General features: G+C 42.6%; 13 protein-coding genes. 6 read left to right on the forward strand and 7 right to left on the reverse strand.

Annotation, left to right across the window (positions count from 1 at the left end):
• The 4 genes from B050_RS23580 to B050_RS0116620 form a co-directional block, all read right to left on the reverse strand.
• The coding region (locus B050_RS23580) for an MBG domain-containing protein (protein WP_044202787.1) at window positions 1-4,730 on the reverse strand (4,730 nt) is incomplete at its 3' end.
• Window positions 4,731-5,739: 1,009 nt separating this feature from the next.
• Window positions 5,740-7,266 carry a RagB/SusD family nutrient uptake outer membrane protein gene (locus B050_RS0116610; RefSeq protein ID WP_026235967.1) on the reverse strand — a complete coding sequence of 509 codons (1,527 nt, stop codon included), beginning with the start codon at window positions 7,264-7,266 and terminating at the stop codon, window positions 5,740-5,742.
• A 78-nt stretch (window positions 7,267-7,344) separates the two neighbouring features.
• A complete protein-coding gene (locus tag B050_RS0116615; protein ID WP_018475076.1) occupies window positions 7,345-10,386 on the reverse strand; it encodes a SusC/RagA family TonB-linked outer membrane protein in 3,042 nt (1,013 codons plus the stop codon).
• A 463-nt stretch (window positions 10,387-10,849) separates the two neighbouring features.
• Window positions 10,850-11,791, reverse strand: a complete 942-nt coding sequence (locus B050_RS0116620; RefSeq protein WP_018475077.1) for a hypothetical protein — start codon at window positions 11,789-11,791, stop codon at window positions 10,850-10,852.
• Between the two features lie 590 nt (window positions 11,792-12,381).
• Here B050_RS0116620 and B050_RS0116625 point away from each other — a divergent pair.
• Window positions 12,382-13,095: a hypothetical protein gene (locus B050_RS0116625; protein WP_018475078.1), complete on the forward strand. Its 714-nt coding sequence runs from the start codon at window positions 12,382-12,384 to the stop codon at window positions 13,093-13,095.
• Between the two features lies 1 nt (window position 13,096).
• Entirely contained in the window at window positions 13,097-13,957 is an 861-nt protein-coding gene (locus tag B050_RS0116630; RefSeq protein WP_018475079.1) for a hypothetical protein, read from the forward strand.
• A 190-nt stretch (window positions 13,958-14,147) separates the two neighbouring features.
• On the opposite strand, the gene B050_RS22980 is transcribed toward B050_RS0116630, so the two are convergent.
• Entirely contained in the window at window positions 14,148-14,807 is a 660-nt protein-coding gene (locus B050_RS22980) for a hypothetical protein (protein WP_157492858.1), read from the reverse strand.
• Window positions 14,808-14,816: 9 nt separating this feature from the next.
• Window positions 14,817-15,785, reverse strand: coding sequence for a YHYH protein (locus tag B050_RS0116645; RefSeq protein ID WP_026235968.1), 969 nt, complete (start codon window positions 15,783-15,785; stop codon window positions 14,817-14,819).
• A gap of 311 nt (window positions 15,786-16,096) precedes the next feature.
• On the opposite strand from B050_RS0116645, the gene B050_RS0116650 reads away from it, so the two are divergent.
• Window positions 16,097-16,948 carry an AraC family transcriptional regulator gene (locus tag B050_RS0116650; RefSeq protein WP_018475083.1) on the forward strand — a complete coding sequence of 284 codons (852 nt, stop codon included), beginning with the start codon at window positions 16,097-16,099 and terminating at the stop codon, window positions 16,946-16,948.
• 36 nt (window positions 16,949-16,984) lie between these two features.
• On the opposite strand, the gene B050_RS0116655 is transcribed toward B050_RS0116650, so the two are convergent.
• Window positions 16,985-19,312: a glycosyl hydrolase family 95 catalytic domain-containing protein gene (locus tag B050_RS0116655; protein ID WP_157492859.1), complete on the reverse strand. Its 2,328-nt coding sequence runs from the start codon at window positions 19,310-19,312 to the stop codon at window positions 16,985-16,987.
• A gap of 239 nt (window positions 19,313-19,551) precedes the next feature.
• Here B050_RS0116655 and B050_RS22620 point away from each other — a divergent pair, with 239 nt between their 5' ends.
• The 3 genes from B050_RS22620 (at window position 19,552) to B050_RS0116670 (ending at window position 24,318) form a co-directional block, all read left to right on the forward strand.
• The gene (locus B050_RS22620; protein WP_018475085.1) at window positions 19,552-20,295 is read left to right on the forward strand and encodes a phytanoyl-CoA dioxygenase family protein; all 744 of its coding nucleotides are present in this window, start codon (window positions 19,552-19,554) and stop codon (window positions 20,293-20,295) included.
• Window positions 20,292-21,146, forward strand: a complete 855-nt coding sequence (locus tag B050_RS0116665; protein WP_018475086.1) for a sugar phosphate isomerase/epimerase — start codon at window positions 20,292-20,294, stop codon at window positions 21,144-21,146. Before B050_RS22620 ends, B050_RS0116665 begins: the two co-directional genes overlap by 4 nt.
• A gap of 79 nt (window positions 21,147-21,225) precedes the next feature.
• Window positions 21,226-24,318, forward strand: coding sequence for a SusC/RagA family TonB-linked outer membrane protein (locus tag B050_RS0116670; RefSeq protein ID WP_018475087.1), 3,093 nt, complete (start codon window positions 21,226-21,228; stop codon window positions 24,316-24,318).
• The last annotated feature ends 10 nt before the right edge of the window (window positions 24,319-24,328 follow it).

Genomic DNA, 24,328 nt, shown 5'->3' on the forward strand with positions numbered 1-24,328 from the left:
CTAATATTCAATACACCACTTAAATCCTCAGCAGTATCCTCCCCTACGAAACCGCTATACGCAACGCTAAAATTCGGATCCTGCGCTCCATAGACTTTTTTATCGCTGTTTACCGATATATTCAGGGGGGCTTTTTGGATGATTAGTTTTTGAGTTTTAGCATCGGCAGCCAGGGTCTGCGCATCCCCTGCCTGGGTGGCAGTGATGATAAGTTCCCCTGCTCCTATTATTTCGGCACTATTTCCAGTAATGTTCACCAAGCCTGGATGACTTGCAGAATAGCTAATCTCCTTATTTTGATCGGTGTATTTGGCACCCAAAACAAAGGTATTACCTCCATATGTCCTCTCCGCGATCGGCTCAAAAGTGATGGTCTGGGAAGCCTTGATCGCTCCAATATATTCAGATATCACTTTTTCACCATAGACTTGGCCATCACCCGGCTTCACTTCCACTTGGATAAAATATCCTCTATCAGCTTCTTTTAAGGTATATACCTTTAGGAATGCTCCATCTATCTTTGTCCTATCCGTACCATTCGCAGTTTTGGCGCGATACCATTCATAGACTGTTCCGTTCTCATCATCCTTTTCACCATCGGCAAAATCATATTTGGCCGTCAGGCTTTCCCCAATCACCAAATCTCCAGTAAGGGATAGCTTGCTGATTTGTGGTGGGGTATTGGTTTTCTTATTCAGGCTTAGACGTTTCCCCTTTCCTGTGTTTCCGCCAGCATCTTCCAGCCACACCAAGAGCTCCACCGCTCCATCTGGAATCGATCGTAAGTCCAGGCCATTGACCTGCTGGTAAATAGATGTTACGGTAAGTGAGGAATAAATGGAGTCTGTCATTGCGGTACTCTTGAAGGAATAATGCATGGTGCTGCCCATTTCAGCATCCTCAAGACTAATGGTGCCATTGGCTACATTCTCATTGAGAATGGCTCCTCCTTGAAAATGCACAAGAAAGTCTGCCGGGGCTATTCCGTCCACGTGGATGTTTTTAGTCTCTCCTATATTAGTAAGAGCCGCATTGGCTGGGTTATTATTTTTAACCTGATAAATACTTCCCGGCTCATAGCCTAAGATGGTAATTCCCCCCGGGCCCATATCTCCTTCTTGCACGATATATTTAAATGTCAAGGTGGTGGAATTTGCCCCTGATTGGTAGGTGGCTATTTTGGTCTGAGACCCCACGGTCAATCTAATAATAGGGAGATTATCAACTTTCACCGAAACCGGGTCGTCAAAAGTAATCTTGATGATCAACTCATCGCCTATTCCATAGGTTTTTGACTCAGGAACCTCTACTTTGACCACCTCTGCCATATCACGGGTGGCATTTATGCTCGTACTCTTTGTAAGTGGAAGGGTTCCAGAACTTACAAACAACTGGAAGTCCTCATCAAACCCTTCTTTAAACTGGTAATTGAGGGTCAAATTTTCAAATTTAACCTGTCCATGAACAGGCTTTAGCGTGACCGAATTTTCTGATTCATCCAGGTCACCATCGGAAGTCAGGATGCTTTTACCACTTCCTGATTCGTTAAGTAAGAAATTGGTAGTATAATCTACATCCACCAGCTCCTGGTCATCCACCGCGGCAACCACTGGAACGCTGCTGAATTTCACTGCCGTTTCTCCATATATCTTTAGAGGGCTAGGTTCGGTGGTAAATATCAATTTGGTCGCCAGCACATCAGCGATCAGGGCTTTGGATTGGATAGCAGGGAAATCAGGCTCATCAGTAGTCGCCGTCAATATAAAGCTCTGCTTATCCGCCGTGGCGGTATAGGTCAAATTGGTGAATATCGCCTGGCCATTTACCGCTTCCACAGTTGCATTCGTCAAAGTCCCTGCGCTTGCTTCGGTGAGCTCTACTGCTGCGGCAAAATCACGGTCGATATTGCCAAAGTCATCCATAGCCGCAATTATAGGCTGTGTCGTCAGGGCCTTGCCAGAAACTGATCCTACCGGCTGAGTCGTGAATTCCCATCCTGTAGCCTTCACGGTAATCACCGATCCTGTTCCATTGCTAAGTGGACTGCCCGCTTGCATATGAGTTCCTTCTTCTGATACGGTGATCCCTGAGGCGCCATCCAAGTTCAGTATGATGGTATTCCCCTCCTCCAAGAAGGTATTATCATTAAAATAGGCGGAGAGTGTATAGTGCTCATTTCCACCATTTGCAATGGAGATGCTGAGATTAGAAAAGGTTAGTTTTTCAGTATCTGCATCATATTCTCCATCTGCATCCGTCACATCGGGACCATTAAGGAGATACGTGAGCTTCGCCCGCGTGGAATCAGCAGCCGTGCCAGATACCTCAAATGAAATGTTCGAAACGTCCATGGATAAACCATCAGTGCCACCACCATCGGTCAGGATAAAGTCAAATATCCCTTTGTGATCTCCCACTTCATTTAGGGTGCTGGGTAAATCTACCGGTTCGCTAATGCTACTTCCCTCGGTAAGGGTCCCATCAAAATCATAGCTGGAAAGAGTCCTGAAGAGAATATTATCGACTGAATAGGACTCAGTCATTCCCATGCCCATACCACCAGAATAGCTGATCCTTATCTCATCCACCTCTACTTCTACATATTGATTGGGAACTATTATTTCGCCAGCAAAATTACTAGCTTCGTCTATATTAAAATAAAATTTTTCGACGCCTTCATATTTTCCAGAAACCCTAAAATCGAGCCCATTGAATAGGTCAATTCCCCTGAGATCAAAGCTTATGAAATTAAAGGAATCATTAGACTTAAAAGCAAGGGTGGCAGGGGTCATATCATAACTAGATGATTCCCAATCTATTGACATTGAAACACCTATTTCGCCATCATAATAAAACAACCCATATTGATCTTCCTTATAGGCTAAAGACAAGCTTTCAAAAGGGGTCATAGTATCATCATCGGTAACTTTGAATTTGACGGATTTCAGAATCTCATCTTCCTCTATAAATGAACCTAGGAAGGGGCCAGCAAAAGTGCTTTCTCCCATGCCGGAGGGCTGGCTAGGGAAGGTTAACAAACTAAAATTACCCACCAAAACATTAGCTGATAATTTAGCATATTCATTATCCAGATAGCTTTCATTTCCTTCAGCATCCGTACCCATAAATAAGAGCGTTCGTAGGCCTTCTTTGGTGCCTTCCATCCGGACAGACCGAAGAACATCCTGCACCTGTGCGGTGGTATGGCTGCTATTTACATTCAGGCTAAGTTCGCCAAGGTCGGCATCATAATTACTGGTAATACCATATTGAGAGACGATTGTCAATTTATCCGCAGGATCCAGCCCAGAGGTGATTTTCACTTTGACACTGCCCATGCTATAGGAATCAATATCGTGTAATTCTATTTGTGGACTAATTTCCGTAGCCCGACCAATGACCGTCACTTCACGCTCTTTCAAATAAAATAGGGGTGAAATCTGGCCCTCAAAAACAACTGGTTGCTGCGAATTACTTTGAAACCTGGGAGAGGCCCCTTCAATTTCCTTATTTATATAAGAGCCACTTCCATCTTTTTTGATATAATGAGGATTGTTTGGGAAATAAAATAGTCCATCATCATAATTTACCATGCCATTTATCCTGACTTTATTATCAGATATTAATTCCGCTGAGGTCGAGTTAATGTATTTATAGACATCATATGCAATATTTGAAGTATGTGGGCTGGAATAGAATAATTCACCATTGACCACCGTCATCAAAATAGGCCCACCTGTATAATCCGGGTTAGGAACATGCTCAAAAGTCACATTCTCATCGGTATCCATAGAAAAGAGTTTGACTTTTTTATTGATACCTCCATAAGCAAGGTCATAGTGATAAGCGGACCAGAATAGCTTATTATCGAAAATGGTGAAATCTCCAATAATATCGTCCTTTCCTGAAGAGTTCCCTGGGTTTGATTCGAAAACCTGCCAGGAGGATTCTCCATCATAGGCTACCAGCCGGTCATCCCCATTGGTATTTAGGGGAGATGCAGCCACATATAAGATGTCATTAAAAACTATAAATTCTTCAGGAGTACTGAAATTAAAATTATCAATTTTCCGGGTCGTCTGCCCATCAAAGGAGTATAAAGCTGTTTTCTGAGAGGAGCTGCTTCTAGCTCCAAAATATAATTTTTCACCCGTCCCATCATCATAAACGACAAGTGAAGAGCTATTCAAATCAGATAAGCCTGCTTCTCCCGAAACGTTGATGGTTTGATTAGTGCTAGGATCATACTCTACAAGCTGAGTATAGCCATAGCTGTTCGATATGGTTCGAATAAAATAAATTTTGTTCTTATATAATGTGAAATGAAGGTCCATAATAGTTTGGTTATTCATCAAATCACCAATAAGCTCATAGGTTTTACCATCAAATCTCCCTAAAACCACCTTCGATTCCTGCTTTATTATTCCATAGAGATAGCCATCATGATAAAAATTCTCATAATGAAATCCTCTTTGATATAATCCCGTATTAGAAGGTTTTATAAGGTTAACTAAACCGTATTTATCTAGCCGCGCATTATATCCATGCAGCTGGTAAGCTTCTTCTGTAAAGTCATTGACAGAAAAAACCACTGATCCCTGACCAAGGGCATTATTTGCACTAGAAAATAAAGCGATTGGGATCAAGAATTGGAGAATACTGTGGTTTATCCTCATCTGATTCTTTAATACCCATAACTGCTTAGCATGATCGAGTAAAAATTTCATCATATTATACTAATTAATTTATAAAACTTTAATGGTTTAATTAATTTCATGTTTTAATCCCTGCCTATTTCAGAAAAGACATAGCTTCGCCATAGGACCTCCTCATGGAGTTTTTTTGGTCCATAAAACTTCGGCTCTTACTATATAATTATAATCTATGGGTGTAGGCTGGGCAGCTTGGTGTACTCCCCATTCGTATGGCAATTTTAACAAAAAAATCTTATGTACAGAAATATATTTCGCCAGCCAATAGGTAAACAAAACTATAAAATGCAATGACGAATCACATTAATACATAGATCAACAATTTAGATATTATAAAAAGTACTTTTGATAGGATCAAAATTCAAACACTTGTATAAACTGCATTTTTATTGGGATGATTATTTTAGGTGTTTTTTACTTTTTTTTAGTATTTAATTTAGAGCAACTGGCTTAAAACACTATTTTTAATGTATTTTCCTCAAATAATTACAATTTTGAATCCTCAAAAAACGCAAACATTATCCTCAAGGAAGATATACAGTGAAATCTATGGCAAAAATGAAATTACCAAAAGGATAATAGGTTTACCATTTGACATTCTAAGAAAACTTAGGCAACATAAAAGTGAATCAGCAAGCCATCTATTAATTAAATGAAAAACATTAATTTGATTATTTAACGTCATTGCTCTTCTTCCCCTGTATTGCTACTTGTATAATTTTTACTTTTTAGAATTAAAAACCTTTGTTCATTAAATCGTCCTTAACCCAAAACCATCTCGCGCTAAAACAATATTTACATCTAACTATACCCCAAGGACTTAAGCAATATCTCCATTCAGAAATCTACCTAAATACTAATAAAATCAAATCATTAGCTGAGCTTAGCCTACCCAAATGGGCCAGGACGAAAAAAGCAGCACCCATGAAGGGTGCTGCTTATATAATAATCGATGAATTATACGCGCAGCTTTCAGAATCCTCCTATTTTGCAAGACAAAAAGGCTATTGGAGCTGCGCTACCGCCATTAGCGGTACCCATTATTGGTAGGGTCAGATTCCAACAGTGCGGGGTTTAGGACAAATTCCTCGGTGGGAATAGGCAGTAATATATGGTAAGGCTTGATATTCGCCGCAGGGTTAAACACCCGGTACTGGGTGGATTTCACTACTTCCTCCAATATTCCCCAGCGAATAAGGTCCATTCTTCGGTGTCCTTCTCCACCAAGCTCCCATCTGCGTTCGTCATAAATGGCCTGTCTCAGCTCATCCTTAGTAAGGCCCGCCAAATCCTGATCGGGTTCATAGGCGCGCTTTCGCACGGCATTGATATACTCATAAGCGCTGGTGGTGGGGCCATTTAATTCATTTTCGGCCTCCGCAGCCATGAGGTACACATCTGCCATTCGAAAGATGATTTTGTTATCCCCGTGATTTCCTCGAGGAGAATTGATCTGATCAAGGTTCCACATCTTAGGCATATAGGGAAAGTTGAGTTCAAAACCAAGGTAATTGGTCAGCACATTAGAAGCTCTCCTTAAGTCATTGAGCGGGAAGTCATTGACATATCCAGGAATGGGAATGGCTAGACCATAGCCGGTAAAACCCTCCTGCTGCGCACCAAGGGCCGCACTTAGCTCGTTTTGCTTGGTGGGATCTTTAGGCTCATCTCTGATCCGCGGGGTAAAGTGATCCACCCAATCCGAGGAACGTACGTCTTTCACAAAGTCAATCTCCCAGATATTTTCCTCATTATATTCATTGTTCAGGTCAAATATAGCTGCATAATCATCCAATAAGCCATGTGGCGATTGCTGCAGGATCTCCACAGCCTTATCTCTCGCTTCCTGCCAACGCTGCTGAGTGAGGTAAATCTTCACCATCACCGTGGCGGCAGTCCACTTACTGGCCTTGCCAAGATTGGTACCAGAATATTGGGAGGCGAGGATATCCTGTGCGGTCTGCAAGTCTTGAAGGATTTCATTTCGGATCAGGGTCACATCCGTCCGTGGTAGCGACTGGATTTCTGCAATAGGAATCAGCTCCCGATAATAAGGCACATTTCCCCAGAGGTTGGTCAGGTGATAATAGGCATAAGCTCTCAAAAACAAGGCCTGCCCCAGCGCATAATCCCGCTCTGAATCATTCAAGACGGTGGTTCCATCAAGATTATCCAATAGGGTATTGGCATTGAGTATGATGGCATATAAGTCCTGCCAAGTCTGGGGGGCACCACCTCCCTGAGACAGGGCACTGATATTACTCTCACTCAGCGTATAATTCTGGATGGGCTCCACCTGGTCAAACACCCTGTTGGGGCCGATCACATCCGCACCATTTTCATAATATCGGTCCAATCCGATCTTCCCATGCAGGGCGTTTCCCTTATATATATTATAAATCCCGACAATAGCCAATTCATATTCAGCCGCGGAATTAAAGAATATGGAAGGAGAAACAATGTCCCGGGGCTCCTCCTCCAGGAAGTTATCGCAGCTCATCAGCAGACTGAAAGCTGTCAGGACACTTAGAATTATTTTATATTTATTTTTCATGATTTTCATAGTTTTGAGATAAGCTCCCCGTGCCAGATGGCTGGCGGCGAACTTATTTTTTTGATTGATACATAGCAATTAAAAATCAATTTTAGCGCCGATTGCCACCGTTCTGGAAGTAGGATATTGTCCCGAGGAGAAGCCCATGGACAGGTTATCGCTTTGTCTTCCATACTGACTAGTTTCAGGGTCTTTCAGTCTAAAACTAGAAATCACAAACAGGTTATTGCCGGTCAGGTAAACGGATAGGCCACGAATCTTGTCGGTTTTGAGAGGTACATTATAGCCAAATCTGAAATTTTTCAGCCTTATATGTGAGCCATCTTCGATCATCTCAGAATTATTATATATCTCCGAAAGGGCCGCCACAGAACCTGCCCGAGGTATGTCGGAAGTAGGATTTTCGGGAGTCCATCGGTTTAAGGTTTCCGCGTACTTGGTGGTCTCTGACCGACCAAAGAAGGCCGTTTGGGTAAGGCTATTAAATACCTCATTGCCATAGGTGCCCTGAAAGAAGAAGTCCAGTGTGAAATTTCCCATTCTCATGCTATTGCCAAATCCATAATAAAAGTCAGGCTGAGGGCTTCCCAATACGATAAAGTCATCCTCGGTGATCTGATTATCTCCATTGGTATCTTCAAATCTGGGACCGCCAACATCATGATCCCCACCTAAACCAGCTTCATCGATTTCCTCCTGTGACTTCCAGGTACCCAGATAGCGCACTCCTGTAAATACCGGGGTCGTCTCTCCCACGATCAGCCTTGCGCCGGTGCCTCCCTGCTGTGCTGGAGTGGCCAAGTTTATAAAATCTACCCCGCCCAAGTCCACGACTTTATTATTATTATGAGAAAGGGAAAAGCTGGTGGACCAGGTGAATTTATCCTTGTTGAGATTGGTGCTATTTACCAAAAATTCAAATCCCCTATTCTGGACCTTTCCTATATTCTGAAGCTTGCTGACGAAGCCAGTTTGTCGGGGAAGCTGGGCGTTGAGGAGTAGGTCGCGGGTATTTTTCTGATAAAAATCAAATTCCACGCTAAGGCGACCATTGAGGAAGCCCATTTCCAAACCAATATCCAGCTGCTGAGTGGTCTCCCACTTAAGCTCAGGATTTTCGGGTCTTCCGAGGATTACTCCCGGTTGCTCTATGCCATTGAAGGTGGTATTGGCACTGCTCAGTACCGCCAAAGTCCGATAAGAAGGAATCGCCTGACTTCCAGACAGACCATAACTTGTTCGCAGCTTTAGGTCGCTGAATAGGTTTAGGTTTTGGATGAAGGGCTCTTCGTGTAACTTCCACGCGAAGGCTCCAGAGGGAAACAAGGCATATTTATTTTCCGGAGCAAAGCGGGAAGATCCATCCACCCGTCCCACCACGGTAAACAAATACTTATCATGAAAGGAATAATTTACCCTTGCCAACCAAGAAACCAGCTGAAAAGCATCATAGGAAGACGCCACTTCATTTCGGGTGGGATCTGAGCCAAAGCCCAGATTATTGAAGCCTGTGACGTCATTGGAGATCCTAAAGGCTCTGGAAATATCACCTTCCTCTTCCGACTTCTGGATAGTAAATCCTGCAAGAGCAGAGAGCTGACTTCCATTATCAAAATCACGGATATAGTTTACCGTATTTTCATTGATCCAGCCGACCCTCATGGTGCTGGTGATGGCGGCATCTCCCCCATTTTGGAGCAGCAGGTTATTGGGTAAGGCCCCGGGGTTAAAGACATTCTGTTTGAAATTATTAATTTCAGGGCTGAAGGTAGTCTTAAAAGTCAGGTTGTCCATAGGCTGCAGCTCCACGTATATATTACCAAGGATATTGGTGGTATAACTGTGATTTTGGCGCATTTGGATATCTGCTTCGAAGTTTCTAGACACCCCATCGGTAATGGGATCTAGGGCTGTAAACTCTCCATTCTCATCATATATTCCTCGGGTCGGGGTGGTGGACAAGTACAGGGTTCCAAAGTTGATTTTGCTGTTCTCAGTCTTCAGACGGCTGAGGTTTATTCGAAAACCTACCTTCACCAAGTCCGAAATTTCATTGTCCATATTGGCGCGGAAGATATACTTCTTGATACCAGTCTCGCGAATTAAGCCTTCCTGGTCAAAATAATTTCCCGATATATAGTAATTGACCTTTTGGTTTTCTGACATTCCCGATAGGGACACATCGACATTATAAACTGCGCTATTTTGGCTTACCTGATCGATCCAGTCCACATTGGCCACTGCATTGAGATCGGTAAATGGCAAAGCTGAATTTCTAAATTCGGCATCTTCATTGGCATAATCGGCATGCTGAGGGCCATCCAAGAAGTCCACTTTGGTCACCATGGATTGCACGCCATAGTAGGAGTTGAAGGATACATTGGTGCCCCCTTTGGTTCCTTTACCACTTTTGGTGGTGACCAATATCACCCCGTTGGCACCACGAGTACCATAGATAGAAACTGCCACGGCATCCTTCAGGATATCGATGGACAGGATATCGTTAGAATTCAGGTTGCTGAGGTTAAAGTCCGTCCCAACGATCACGCCATCGATCACCCAAAGAGGCTCATTATTCCCCTGAATGGAGTTGCCCCCACGAATCCTAATGGTGGGCGCCGAGCCGGGTTCACCACTGATTTGGGACACCTGAACACCCGCGGCCCGTCCTTGCAAGGTCTGGTCTATCCGGGCCGTGGGGAGGTTTTCGAGGTCTTTTCCATCCACCTTACTGACGGATCCTGTCAGGTCTTTCTTCTTCACCTGACCATATCCTACCACCACGACCTCTTCCAGATTAGAAAGATCAGGTTTTAGAACGAGGTCGATTTTTGCTTGCCCATTTACCTGAATTGTTTGGCTTGCAAAGCCCAAATAACTAAAGCTGAGGCTGGCATCAGCAGGCACACTGATGGAGTAATTGCCATCAATATCCGTGGCAGTACCATTCACTTTGGCGGAGTTTCGGGTCGATAGTTCCACGATATTCACACCGGGGATGGTCATCCCCGATTCCGAGTCAGTTACTGTTCCTGTAACAGTAATTTGTTGGGCATTTGCGCTGACTGCATAGACTAGCAGCACCAGCACAAATACTACCTTTTGGGTAAATTTGATCATAATTGTTATTATTAGGTTAAGGTTAATTGACTATGGGCTCCTAAAAGCCTTACTTCAAATAATGAATACAGACTAGGGTTGAAGTCTATATACACGAAAATTAATTCTGTTTATTCAGGGCTTAACACCAATATTCTTTGATTTTATAAGCACGCTCTGATTTTGGTAGTTTAAAAATAATAGGGTTTCTAGTTTTGGGGAATCGTAAGTATACGATAGGAAACAACTACCTTAATATACCCTGAAAAATGCACAGCTTTACTATTTAGTGATACAAAATATTTGGTCACAAGCCAGCTAGGGATGATTAATCTTGCTCATTATTTGGCACAGCTGCCTTTAGAATCGTCAAGGCAGCCTCACTTCGACCACACAGGCGTATTAAATAGGGGGGGGGGGTAATATATAATTATGGCTCCGCCACTATAAGGGCGAAGCCATAATTAGGTCTAGGATTCTAGGATTATTTCAGGTAATAATCTCTAAATTTCATACCATTGGCACCAATCTCTCCAGTCTCCAAATTGATCATATTCCATGAATTATAGAGCACGAGACCATTCACTCCCCGCTCAATGGCCGCCTCGATTCGGGTAAGTCGATTGGCATATTTCTTATTCATATTTACTTCCGAATCCCAAACAGGAAGATGGCCAGATTTCTCGATGAATTCAGGCCATTTATCATGGTTGAAGCCCAGATTATGAGTGGTGGATACGTCTATATAATCAGCGATATTCGTCTGATCCAGGTATTTTATGGCAGCAGGGATTCCCCATACGTCAGAACCCACCAATTTGGCCCCTTGGACCTTACCATATAATGAGGCATAAATATCATTGATCTGCTCAGCCGTCCAGGCGTCTCCAGGGGCACTATCCTCATTGAGTGGAGAGATAAAATCGACATTATATTCCTTAGAGAAGTCCCTTACCACCTGTATCAACTTATCGCTTTTGGCGAAATCACCTTTTACAGAGGAAGTATTACTCATATCGCCATTAGCGATCCTGACGCCACCCAAATGGTTAGCGGGATTGGCAAAAACCAACAGCTTCTCGGCCTTGCACTTTGCCATCAGATAGTGCATCAAAAATCGCTGCTGCTTAGACATATGCCCTTCAGGAAAAATAGGAATTCTGATGCCATCGACTTTAAACTCATACTTAAAGCCTTTGACTAGCATTTCAATTTGCTTTTTGGTGCTTAGCTTATCAGTGATGAAAGCCTGCTTTACATCCCCCAAAACGATCTGTAGCTCGCCCTTATATTCCTTCTCCACAGAAAACTTCGCCGCAGCGTGATATACCTCCGAAGATTCCAAGGCCTCTGAATCTGCATTAAGGCATGAAAAAGACGCAAAAACTAAACTAATGGCCAAAGCCGCATTAAATAGAATTTTCATAAATATTACTTTAGGTTTATAAAATTAATTATCTACAAAACTAGATAATACAGAATATTTCAAGTATGAATTTTTCGTCAATTATTATGAATCTCTATTCATAAAGCTACTGGAAAGGGTAAGGAAAAGGAGCTATAAATTTAAGAGAAGGCCCACCTCGTCGATGCACGAGTAGGATTAAGCTGACATTTAAACACCCAAATCGTAAGAATGGCCTAAAAATATGCCGCCTTAATTCAGCCTAACTTGGCCAAGCTCGGGCTAAGTGCTTGCGGCTTATAAGTAAATCAACCTTAACCACCATTCTTTATTTACCTGAAAAATTTCTTTTGGACTCTCGTCTCAATAAGTCTCCACCAACCTTAGGTAATGAGGAGAATAGGTGTTTATAATTATTAACCTTTTCCTGAGGGGTCTATATCCTAGTTTGTAAAGAATCAGTTATATTAAAGACTGTTACTCTTAATTTCCAATACATTGACACTATTATTAAGATTTTAACTAAAAACGCATCAATTTGACAGCTTTTCCGGAAATTCTTAGAAAATTAATATAGCCACCATTCTTATTTTATAATTAAATAAAACTTAATGAGTATTTTCACTTATCATTTAGTAAAGACATCCTTCTTTTCTGGCTTAGCAGGACTGCTTTCTAAGCCACTATCTAAAAGCATCCCGGGTTTGGTTTATTCGAAATATATGACCTGTATGACCTTAGGGGCTCCTATTTTTTCGCCCTCCCGGGTATTATTTAGGCAAATTGCAATATTTGCACAGTGGGAAAATGAAGCAGCAATCAACGATTTTTTAAGCAATGATAAGCTGGGTAGAAAAATAGCTACAGGTTGGCATATACGAATGACTTTCCTGAGACAATGGGGTAAAATAAGTGGACTTAAACTCCCAGAAAACATTAACTCAGAGGAGCTTTCATCCACTCCAGTGGTGGCAGTCACGATAGCTAAGATGAAAATCCCAGCCATACCACGGTTTATCTATTGGGGACGACCAGTAGAAAAACTTGTGCGTGATCATCCAGCAGCTTTATTAGCCAATGCATCCATTAAACTCCCCAACACTGTTTCAACATTTTCGATATGGAAATCTTCTAGCGAAATGATAAATATGGTGCAGGGCCATAGTGTAATCCCTATGCCGAAAAGACATGTAAATGCGATGAGCGAAAGAGAGCGTAAGGACTTTCATTTTGAATTTACCACCTTACGATTCAGTCCCATCTCTGAATATGGCTCCTGGAAAGGCCAGAAAAACATTATCCCCAACCTTCCTAATCCAAGCTGAGATGGGCCTTGCTAATCCATCACAAAATTTTCAGGATTGGGTAACCCAACAATGGGTGATCCTATTTGGAAGGAAGTTAAGCCCTAGGGATTCTACTTGGTTAATGGGACCTTTTGGCGATTCCACGGGAATGGGAATGGATTATATAAGTGCTTTAGCTAAAGCTGAGAATCTAATCATCGATAAGGGAAGATCAAAATATGGCCTAATCCATTCGATATCAGACTTAAACTTACCTCCAAAGGAGCTCAACAGGTTACCGAAGGAAGTCATTGACTTTTATGAAAACACCTCCAATTATAGTTTAGCTTTCAATGTTCATTGGGATCCCTTTTTCCGAATCGGTGGATTGATAATCCAGAAGTTGTTCAGTATTCGCTTGAGACAATTAAATCTTCCTATCAAAAACACCTCGACCTATGAAAGGTTAAAGAGCGAAATTATCACCTTAGTAAATCCTGCTTCAGGAAAAATTGAGCGAACGATCTGGCTCAGAAATCTAGCGTTTAATAATCAAATTATATATTCCGGTATTTATGAAATCTGCAGCCTCCCCAGCGGTGAGACCTGTATAAAAGCCATTTTTCCACTGCCTAATGGAAATGCCACGGTGATCCTAAAGCCAAGAGTGGGAGAAAAGGGGGACTTGATTTTAGATTCCTCAGGACAAAAATTCGGGGACGGCGGCTTCTATTTTCTGCTAAAGGATGCTCAAAACATTCTGTGGACCAAATACCTCAGCTCCTTTAAGGATAAGCTCAGCCTTAATTTCGAGAAGGACTCGATTCAGGCTGAGCAGGAATTAAAACTCTGGGGACGGAGGATGTTAGTTATTAATTACCATATTACTAAGTGCTCTTAAATCGTTCTTCATAAAACTGCTGCCGCCCAGGTTGATATCCCACTATCCTCCTCCCAAAAATTAGTCCCTCAATTGATATCTTCCCGGCCCCTGTTCCGGATTGTTTTTTTTATTGCCTGATCCTCAGCATTTCCTGAAAGGGTATCACCAATCTGTTGCAAAATGGGAAGGAGGAAAGGGGAAGCCTCCATTAATAGGGATGTGTTTCCAGCTGGTTCCCTGTTTTATGAGGGAAAATCCGCTGACGAAAGTCGGTCTTTCGTAAGAAGATACCCACAAGGCCAAGGGCAAGCAACGAGACAGTGATGAGCTTCCAAGGATCGGCTCGGGAGCTGGTGGCTTCCAGCACTTGATTATCTTTCAAGCTCAGGCTCATCTGATAGTCATTGGCTTGGTTAAGTATAAACCGGGACTGATCTATCCCCTCCTTGTTGAGGCTAAAGATCACTTGACTGTGGTAGATATTTTCAAAAGCCTTATTATCAATAAATATTTCTTCGACCCCATCTGGCAGCTGGCCCAGGTCAAAAGCGACGGTGGTGGCATGGCCCAAATTCACCATTCCATTCTTTAATGCCATTTTATGGCCGTTGATCTGAAGGCGGATATTCTCTTTTAGATGGTCTAGAAGCAACTGATTAAATTCCTCAGGAGAGCTATAGCTATCTTCGCCAAAAGCCTGCCTAACCTCATATTGGAAGGCAGTCATGGAGGCGTTTAGCTGGATCATCCAGCCCCCATTGGGCTGCTCCACCAATGCCAGGGAAGAAATATCTGGATCATGAGCCATCACTGCATGACTATAGCCTATTGCCATAAGGCTAAAAAGAAGGATTATTATATTTTTCATAAGGGTCGATTAGTTTATATAAGCACCTTGAAGGCAGTTGATGAAATTATTAGCTCCCGGCGCATCCACATGGTAATGGTAGCCTCGAATCTCGTCATAGTGTCCTCTGCATTCGTCCAAGTCCTCCGGCTCTTTACCGTCCTCATTGAGCTGGCCATAAATCCCATGGCCATCCATGGCATAGCCAATCATGGCAGCATGGCCATCCTCCTGAGGGACCTCGGCAGACAGACCCGTGGCAGCATGATAGTGATACCCTTGATGGATATTGATATGGCCGCCAGCATCATCGAAAGGGGCCAAGGTATAGGCCGAAAGAATATTGTCCACAGGAGCAGCACCAGAAAACTCCACTCCATTGAAGGCGATACCTCTTACAGATGGCCCTCCAAAACCTCCCGGACCAGGCCCAGCAAAGCTACTTGAAGAGGTCAACTTCACAGGACTCGTAGGGATCAGCCAGGAACGCTCAAGCCCTTCTATATAATCAGGAATACACTCCACGCAATAATTACGGTATTCCTCCCCTACATTTGGATTGGCAGCATTGATACAATCCTCCTCGCTATCGGTGACATAGATATCTCCGTTTTCATCATACATCAGCCAAGCATCGTCATTATAAAAGGTGGCCATATTGGCGATGAAGTCCCCGTCCACGTCATAGACCTGACCATTCTCCAGCCATATGCCTCCTGCTTCCGCTCCATCTGCGATATTGTCAGGACACCAAGGCCCCATATCATGCTCAGAAGGGGTGCTGGCCACGATTTGGTAGCAGGTCGTTTCAGTTCCGTTTGACAGAGTACAGGGTACCACCGTCACCGTGGTGCCCTCCAGGAAAAGTGAAGGATCAACGTCCATTACTGTACCTATTGACATGTCCACCTCAGGCGAACTTTCGTCCTTGCAGCCATTGGAGCTACATAAAACCGCCACCATCAACAGCGGTGAAATCAACGATTGTATTTTTATCATATCCTTATTTTTCCCCTTTGGACAGCTACCCCAAAAAAATCCTTCGCCAAAACACATTTATTTTAAAAATTAATCTGATAAGTACTGAGGGGGGGATACTAATTAAATTCAATTCTACCTCCCCTACTTAAACCATAACTGCGGCTTTGCCTGATGGGAGAACCTCAATCAACGAATAGATTGCGAGCCCCTCATTTATGGCAAGAAGAAACCCGATCTCCCTTCTTTTGGAGAAGAATTATCGTTCTAAATGCTCTCTAGTTCTTATTTGCTCATAAAAAATCGTATCCTTGTACTTCAAGTTTATCCTTATGAGCTCCCAAGAAAGAACTGTTTACAACCTTCAGGACTATGGAATAAAAAGAGGAGTCAGCTTTGGGCATTATCGGTATATTGAAGCTAAGCCACACCTTGAAAACCATATCCATAGCAATATTTTAGAAATATGCTTTTGCATCAAAGGCCAGCAATATTATATCATAAAGGGCGAGCAGGTTCGATTACAGGGAAATGAATTCGTAATTGTCCCACCCAATACGGCGCATAGCACGGGGGATTTTCCAGAAGGAAAGGGGGAGCTCTATTGGGTGCAGATATCGATTGATGAGGATCTAGGCAAACTTTGTAATATGACTAAGAGGGAAGCCAAGCATCTTTTGGACCTGCTATTATCCAAATCCTCTCTCGTTTTTAAGGGGACATTTTTAGTGAAGCCTATTTTAGAAAAAATAAAACGTACCCTCCATAAACCGCAGAGTATCATCTCCGAAATCACCATCAATCAGCTCTTCACCCAATTGCTACTGGAAACGTTGGAACTCGCCAGCAAGGAGCAAAAGGTGTCGATTTCTGATCGCCTCAATAAAATAGATCATTTCATTCAGGAAAATACTCACCGCACCATTTATTTGGATGAACTTGCGGACCTTATCAATGTATCAGAAGCCTACTTCAAGTCCTGGTTTAAAGAAAAAGCGGGAATGCCTCCGAAGGAGTATATAAACCGCATGAAAATTGATAAATCAAAGACGGAATTGATCGAAAAAAAATCCGTTACCGAAGTGGCTTTTTCCTTAGGTTTTTCATCTTCACAATATTTTGCGACCACCTTCAAAAAATATACAGGAATAAGCCCCAGATCCTACCTTCAGGGCTATAGGTGAAAAGAAAAGCGGAGACCTAAGTCCCCGCTCTTCTTTTTATTGTTTTATAAATTCTAAATTTAACTTCTCTCCTTTTTCCATCATTTTCTCATAATATTGCCCCTGGGCCACTAATTCCCCATCTACAGACACCTCAGCCTCAAAAGGATTGATAATCTTGAGTTTCCCACCTTCTCTTGCCAGAACGCTCGCTGTATATTTAGTCGGACTCCGTTTTTTTGCACTAATTTTGAAAGCCCCCTGGGCCAAGAAACCATCAAATGAAGCCTCTTCCCAGGCTTGTGGAATAGCTGGGAATAGACGAATAAATCCCTCATGACTCTGGAGAAGCATCTCCTGTAAACCAGCTGCAAAAGCAAAGTTCCCTTCCAGGGTAAAGGGTCTATAGGTAAAATTGGAATATCCCTGCCCAGACTGATCACCATTTACATGGAAACTATTGGGCAAGCAAAAGTTATTAGCGAAAATAGAAAGTGTTTCCGCGGCTCCATCTCCATGGAGGATGCGGGCCTGAAGACTTGCAAGCCAGCTAAAAGAATACCCCACCCATGCTGATGAGCCCTGTTTCTTCAAATTATTGATGGTATTAAGCATTAGCTCCTGAGCTTCAGGACCATCGGACCAGTTGACCAAGCTCAATGGGTGAATGGCCATCAAATGGGAAAAATGCCGGTGAGAGCTCTCATAAGCTTCTTCTGGCGCTACCATAAATCCAGAAGCTGGGTCAAGGGCAAACTCAGGCCATTCATTAAGCAGCGTTTCCCAATGTGCCGCGTCCTCCTTTTCGCCCAATGCCAAGGCCAGCTCAGCCGCTTTACTATACACAAATCGAATGATGGATAAGTCAAAATTAGTGGTCTCTCCAAACCAAGCCTCCCTGCTATTGTCATGAAACTCTGGAGAGGAACTAATTGGCAACTTCCGCTTTCCATCGGGGCCCTTTTCTGCTATCTGGTCAAAGAATATAGCTACCTCTTTAAACCAGGGATAGGCTCTGGTTTTTAGATATTCTTCATCCATACTATATTTCCAGTGCCAATAAAAATGCTGGGCTAGCCAACCTGAAACTGTCGGACCAAATGAATATTGGATCCAGCCCCCCATGGGGTCTCCGGTCAGCGTGGTCACTCCGGGCACATTCAAGCCTTCGACACCGAAATAATTTTTGGTGTAATCTTTAAAAGTGTCCTTATACACCCATAGCCAATTCGTGAATCCATACTCCAGGTCCAGATGATCGGCACTGTAGGCTGGCCAATAGCTAAGCTGAGTATTTAAATCGTGGTGATAATCGCCTTTCCAAGGGGGCAGTTTACCATTATCTGCGGTCCACACTGCCTGTAAAGAAATTGGCGGGCCATCAGCTCTTGCTGCAGCACCAAACTTATATTGCTCCAGGTACCACTGTTTTTCCAGTACCTGATCAGGGATACTAATGCTGGATCTAGACCAAAAATCCTTCCACCAATCCACATGGGACGCATAATTATTGTCATAATCGAGTTTTAAGGCTTTCTCCATGCCCTCCTGAGCATCGGCCTTAGCGTCGCCTTTATCATCGTGCGTACTAATGGACCATACTCCTGTCAGCAGGCCTTCTTCATACCTCCACTTTACGGCCACCTGATAGGAGAAGCCGCCCCAGCCCCTCTGTACATAGGTCAAAGTGGAATCTGTCCGAACTACCTCACCTTTGTCATAGCCAAGCCTCCTTAGATCCTGACCTGTGACAGGGTCTTCAGCAGCAGATGAGTTTTCACTCACATAGTTTGGAACGATTAGCTGGGGAATGACCCCTTCGTCTATCCCCTGAAATTGGAAAAAACCCGTGTTTTTTTCGGCATGAACAAAGGTCTTAAGTCGCATTCCGGACTCCCATTCTATTTCTCCCACCGCTTCGGCTAGCTCCAATCGAACGTTTTTTACCTTACCCAAATCCTGAAGATCAAATTCTAAAGCGGCACCCGGAATCTTGGATGGCGCGGGAGAGCGATCATAGGGGTGATCAAATAATTCCTGAACTTTATGGTATTCATCTTCTTCCCACTGCTGTTTCACCCACTGATAGGTCCATTCCTCGCCGTTCAGATTATCCATAGGACGCAAATCCCACAGTCCTACATGATCCAGCGAAAAGCGGAGATTTCCATCCTTTTCCCATATCAATGCTCCTATTTCCCCATTTCCCAAGGGTAGTCCCTCATCCCAAGACTGAGGGATATAGGAAAAAGAAAGGTCGCCGGGATACTTTATAGCATTTTGCTCCTCTATTTTTTCATTTGCAGGATCACAGGACCAAAGACAGGCCGTCAATAATCCGCAGATAATAGGGAGAAAACACCTTGAATTTAACTTTAACATCATTAAACAATTTTGATTAATTAATACAGGAAAGAACTTCTAATGACCTCTCGCTACCCTTAAGAAACACTTATTGAGACCCGGCATATACAGACATGATGGGCTGTGAGATCATGGTGCTAGAGGACAGTTCGAATATCGGAATGATTGGCCAAAATAATGTATAAAAAAATAAGGTGCTACAATATTGAAAGCCTTTCAGGAAATAAACTCCAATATTTGGACATCAAAATTTCATTTTCATGACAAGAAAAATCAAAAAGGAAAATTTCTTAAAAAGGGGCTACACCCATTTGGAATCACTACTTGCACCACAAGAAACCAAAGATCTGCTGACGCTCTATGACGAATTATTGGCAGACAAGTCAAAAACCGCTGGACTGCGTAGTGATCTGGCGGGCGGTGGAGATCAGGGAAATGTGGAACGCATCACCCAAATAATGCGGCCGAGTATCATTGAACCTAAATTACTAGCGCATCCCGCCTATTCAAGGGCATTGGAATGGGCTCAGGAATTACTTGGAAAGGACATCGCTTTGGATTTTGACATGTTCATTAACAAAGCCCCACACACCAATACGGCTACTCCCTGGCATCAAGATGCAGCCTATTGGATAAATATGCCAGATAAAAGAGCGGTTAGTTGCTGGATTGCCCTAGATCAGGTCAGTGAAGAGAATGGTTGTATGTGGTTTATTGACAAAGACCCGGAAAATCCAATTCACCCGCATCAAGCCCTCCCCAATGGCGGAGCACTCTATTGTGAAACTGACGCTAATGACGCCCTAAGTATGCCCTTATCCCCGGGAGGCTGCACTTTCCATGATGGCTTTACCTTACATTTTAGCAGAGGAAATATCACCTCAAGTCAAAGAAGAGCCCTAATTCTGAATTTCCGCCCCGAATCAATGATTCAATTACAAAGAAGCCAGGGAATAGACCATACCGGAAAGAGGGAATTTAGAAATAAAAATGTAGAGGAATGAAACTTAAACTCATTTATCCACGATGGGGAAATGACCATATTCCTTGGAAAAAATTCCTAAAAGAGGTCAAGGAAGCCGGCTTCCATGGAGTGGAAATAGGCATACCCCAATCAAAAACAGAAAGAGATCGAGTCCTAGGCTTGATCAAAGATCTAGGCCTCGATTTTATAGCCCAACATTGGGAGACTCAATCCAGTAATTTCCACGAGCACTTAAATTCCTATAAGCATCACCTAATAAGGTTAGCTGAATGCCAGCCCTTATTAATTAATAGCCATACAGGGAAAGATTATTTTTCTCCTGAATATAACCTTCAGTTGATTGATATAGGCCATGAGATAGAAATAAGAACAGGCGTACCCATCACTCATGAGACCCATCGATCAAGATTTTTGTATGCTGCTCATATGGGTCAAACTTACCTAAAAGGTCATGACAGTCTCAAATTGACGACTGACCTATCGCACTGGTGCTGTGTCGCTGAATCATTACTTGAAGATCAGCCCGAAGCTGTAGAACAGGCCATATTGCACACCTATCATCTTCATGCTCGAGTAGGTTCCTCGCAGACAGCCCAGGTTATAGATCCACGGGACCCCAGATATGCAACAGAGTTGGAGCAATTTAAATCATGGTGGAAATCCATATTAACGAATGCTTGGAATGCTAACAGGGAATGGATGACGGTCAGTCCAGAATATGGACCTGCTCCTTATGCGCTCCATAGCCCTTTTAGTGACTTACCCATGGGGGATCAATGGGAGATCAACCTCTTTATTTCTGATGAAGTTAAAAAGATACATCAGGAAATCTCTGACACGAAAAATCATTTCTATCCTGAAAACAGCTAATTAAAATTGATAGACAATTTCATTTTACCCAGATGAAAGTAATAAAAACTCAGCTTTCCCAACCCAACCAATTAAAATCATGAAGAAATTTACCAAAAAAAAATGGATTAACTCAAATTGGAAAATAGTCCTATTGAGTTTCGGTTTATTATTTTCAGAAGTTCAAAAACCTGCTTATTCAGATAGCTTTCACCCTGCGGCTAAAGCAGATAATGAAAAGATAGTCAAAGAGATCTCGGGCATCGTAACAGATAGGCAAGGAAATCCCATCCCGGGAGTGAGCGTCCTTATCACTGGCTCCAATACAGGAATAGTCACCGATCTTGAAGGAAAGTTCACAATTGAAGCAGAAGAGGGCGATGTACTATCGTTCTCTTTTATCGGAATGAAACCTCAGAAAGTGAATATAGGATCTCAAACCGTCCTCAATATTGTACTTAAGGAAGATGTCAGTTCTCTTGATGAAGTGGTGGTGGTAGGATATGGCACCCAGAAAAAAGCTAATGTAACTAGTTCAGTAACTACTGTTGACGCTAAAGAACTTGGCACCATCACACAGCCTAATATAGGATCAGCACTTCAAGGTCGGGCGCCAGGACTTTTCGTACGGGATGCTGGATACAATCAAGGACTAGGGTTCTTAGTAAGGGGATCTACGACCATAGGAAATAATTCCCCATTATTCATAGTGGACGGCATCCCTCAAAATGCACTTACGGTTGACCCCAATGACATCGCAAGTATCTCCATACTTAAGGATGGGGCAGCCTCCGCCATATATGGCTCAAGAGCTGCAGCCGGTGTGGTATTAATCACCACAAAATCAGGAAGTAATGAAAAGGTGCAGTTTAGTTATGAAACTTATTTTGGCTGGAGCAATTTAACGACTACTCAGGAAGCCGTTGGCTCTGTCCCATCAGCCCAAATCATGAATGAGGCTTCCCTAAATTCCGGTGGACAAGAATTGTTTACTGAGGATCAAATAAACCTTTTCAAGACAAATACGGATCATTGGTACGCCAATACAGATTGGAAAAAAGAATTATTAAAAACTGAACATACCCAAAGACACTACCTAAGTGCCACGGGAGGTAATGAAAAAACCAATTACTATCTTGCCTTCGGATACCGAAGTATAGACGGTATTATGAAAAAAGGAATAAATGGTTCTCAATATAGTTTAAGAACCAATCTAAGTACTCAGCTAAAGGATAATATCAATTTAACTACCAATCTAAGCTATATTCTTACGGACAACACCTCTCCCAGTGTCAATAATGGGATTGATAATATTTACACTCACTTGAATGTTATCGCACCTTTTCTACCTGTAAGACAGACGGAGGAGGGAGATTCTCCTTATGCATTTCTCAATCAGGCAGGAAGCTATAGCAGAGGCTTCTGGAATCCACTCTGGGAGCTGGAAGCGGGTTCGAGTAATTCAATAGGAAAAACGTTTACCATCAACACCAATTTGGATTGGACCATACTTCCCGGTTTAAAAGCTATAGGTAGGTTCTCAGGTATATTCCATAATAGCAAGTCCATGTCCAATATTTACAAGGGATCCACCACCAATGGACCTCCATGGTTCTCTGATATCAACAGCCTTAGCAAAACTTTTGCGGACAATAATCAATTTAACGTGCAGACCTTTCTAAGTTACGAAAAGTCGATAAATAATCATTATTTCAATGCATTGGGTGGTTGGGATGTACAGTTCGATAAATACTCATTCCTTTCTGCAAGTAGAGTAAATTTCCAATTTGATGATCTACTGACAGAGTTTAATGCTCCTAATTCGGGAGATAAGGAAGATATTACAGGGTTGAATAGCAATACCACTGAAAGTGCGCTGCAGTCCGCTGTAGCCAGAGTAAATTATAACTATGCGGAGCGGTATTTTATCGAATTAGCCGGAAGATATGATGGTTCTTCAGTATTTGCTCCAGAACATCGGTACGGATTTTTCCCTGCCGCTTCGGCAGGATGGCTGATCTCTCGGGAGAATTTCTTCGGATTCGAGAGTATGGATATGTTAAAACTACGAGCTTCATATGGAGTAAGTGGAAACAACGGCGTGAACGGAAGCTACTTTTCTAATATTGTGTTTGGAACCTATTATTTTGGAGCCGGAGACCAGGTGGTGGTGACCGCTGCTGAAGGCGGAATACCCTTTAGAAATTTAAAATGGGAAACTACCAATTCTGCAAACATTGGAATTGACTTCTCCTTTAATAGTGGAAAATTTGGTGGTTCAATTGATGTTTATAATAAGATAACTAAGGATATTCTTTTGCCAAGTCCGGTCCAAGGTACTATTGGTACTAATAGGATTGGCCCAGCGATAAATGCCGGAAAGGTAAAAAATAGCGGTATTGAACTTTCCTTAAATCACAGGAACACATTAGGAAATGGCTTACATTATGGAATCACATTAGTCGGTTCTTATAATGACAATGAAATTATAGAACTAACTGATGCCTTTTCAGAATATAGCACAAGCTATCGGAAAGGAGACCCGTTAGGAGCAATATATGGATATGAATCTGATGGGATATTAAAGTCAGAAGCTGAGGCTGAGGCCTATAGAAGCTCTCTAAGCTCAGGCATCAACCCGAATACATCTGCTGGAGACATCAAGTATATTGACCATAATGGTGATGGTAAACTAGATTTCGAGGACCGGGTTGTAATAGCAGAAACGGTACCAAAAATTTCTTATGGCCTGACCTTAGATGGCAACTGGAAGAATTTTGACTTCCAAGCCTTTATTCAGGGAGTTGGAAAAACGCAACAGTACAGTAGTAATGACTTATTTGGAAATTTCGCATGGATACCTGAAGAAGCCCAAGATGCTTGGAGTCCTGACAATCAATCTGGTACTTACCCTAGACTTCTGCTATATGGCCAGCAAACTTATTTCCAAAATTTCTCTACTACCTCTGACTTTTGGAGCTTTGATGGATCCTATTTGAGATTAAAAAACATCCAATTAGGCTATACGCTTCCCCTTACCAAAAACAGATTCTTTGAATCTCTAAGAGTCTATCTCACTGGCACAAATGTCCTCACAGCTTCCAGTTTCAGGCCTGGTTTCGATCCTGAATCAAATGGACTGAATATTCCTCCATTGAAAACTTACACCTTAGGCCTAAATGTTAAATTCTAATCCCACTTGT

It is taken from the genome of Echinicola pacifica DSM 19836 (assembly GCF_000373245.1).
GTDB lineage: Bacteria > Bacteroidota > Bacteroidia > Cytophagales > Cyclobacteriaceae > Echinicola > Echinicola pacifica.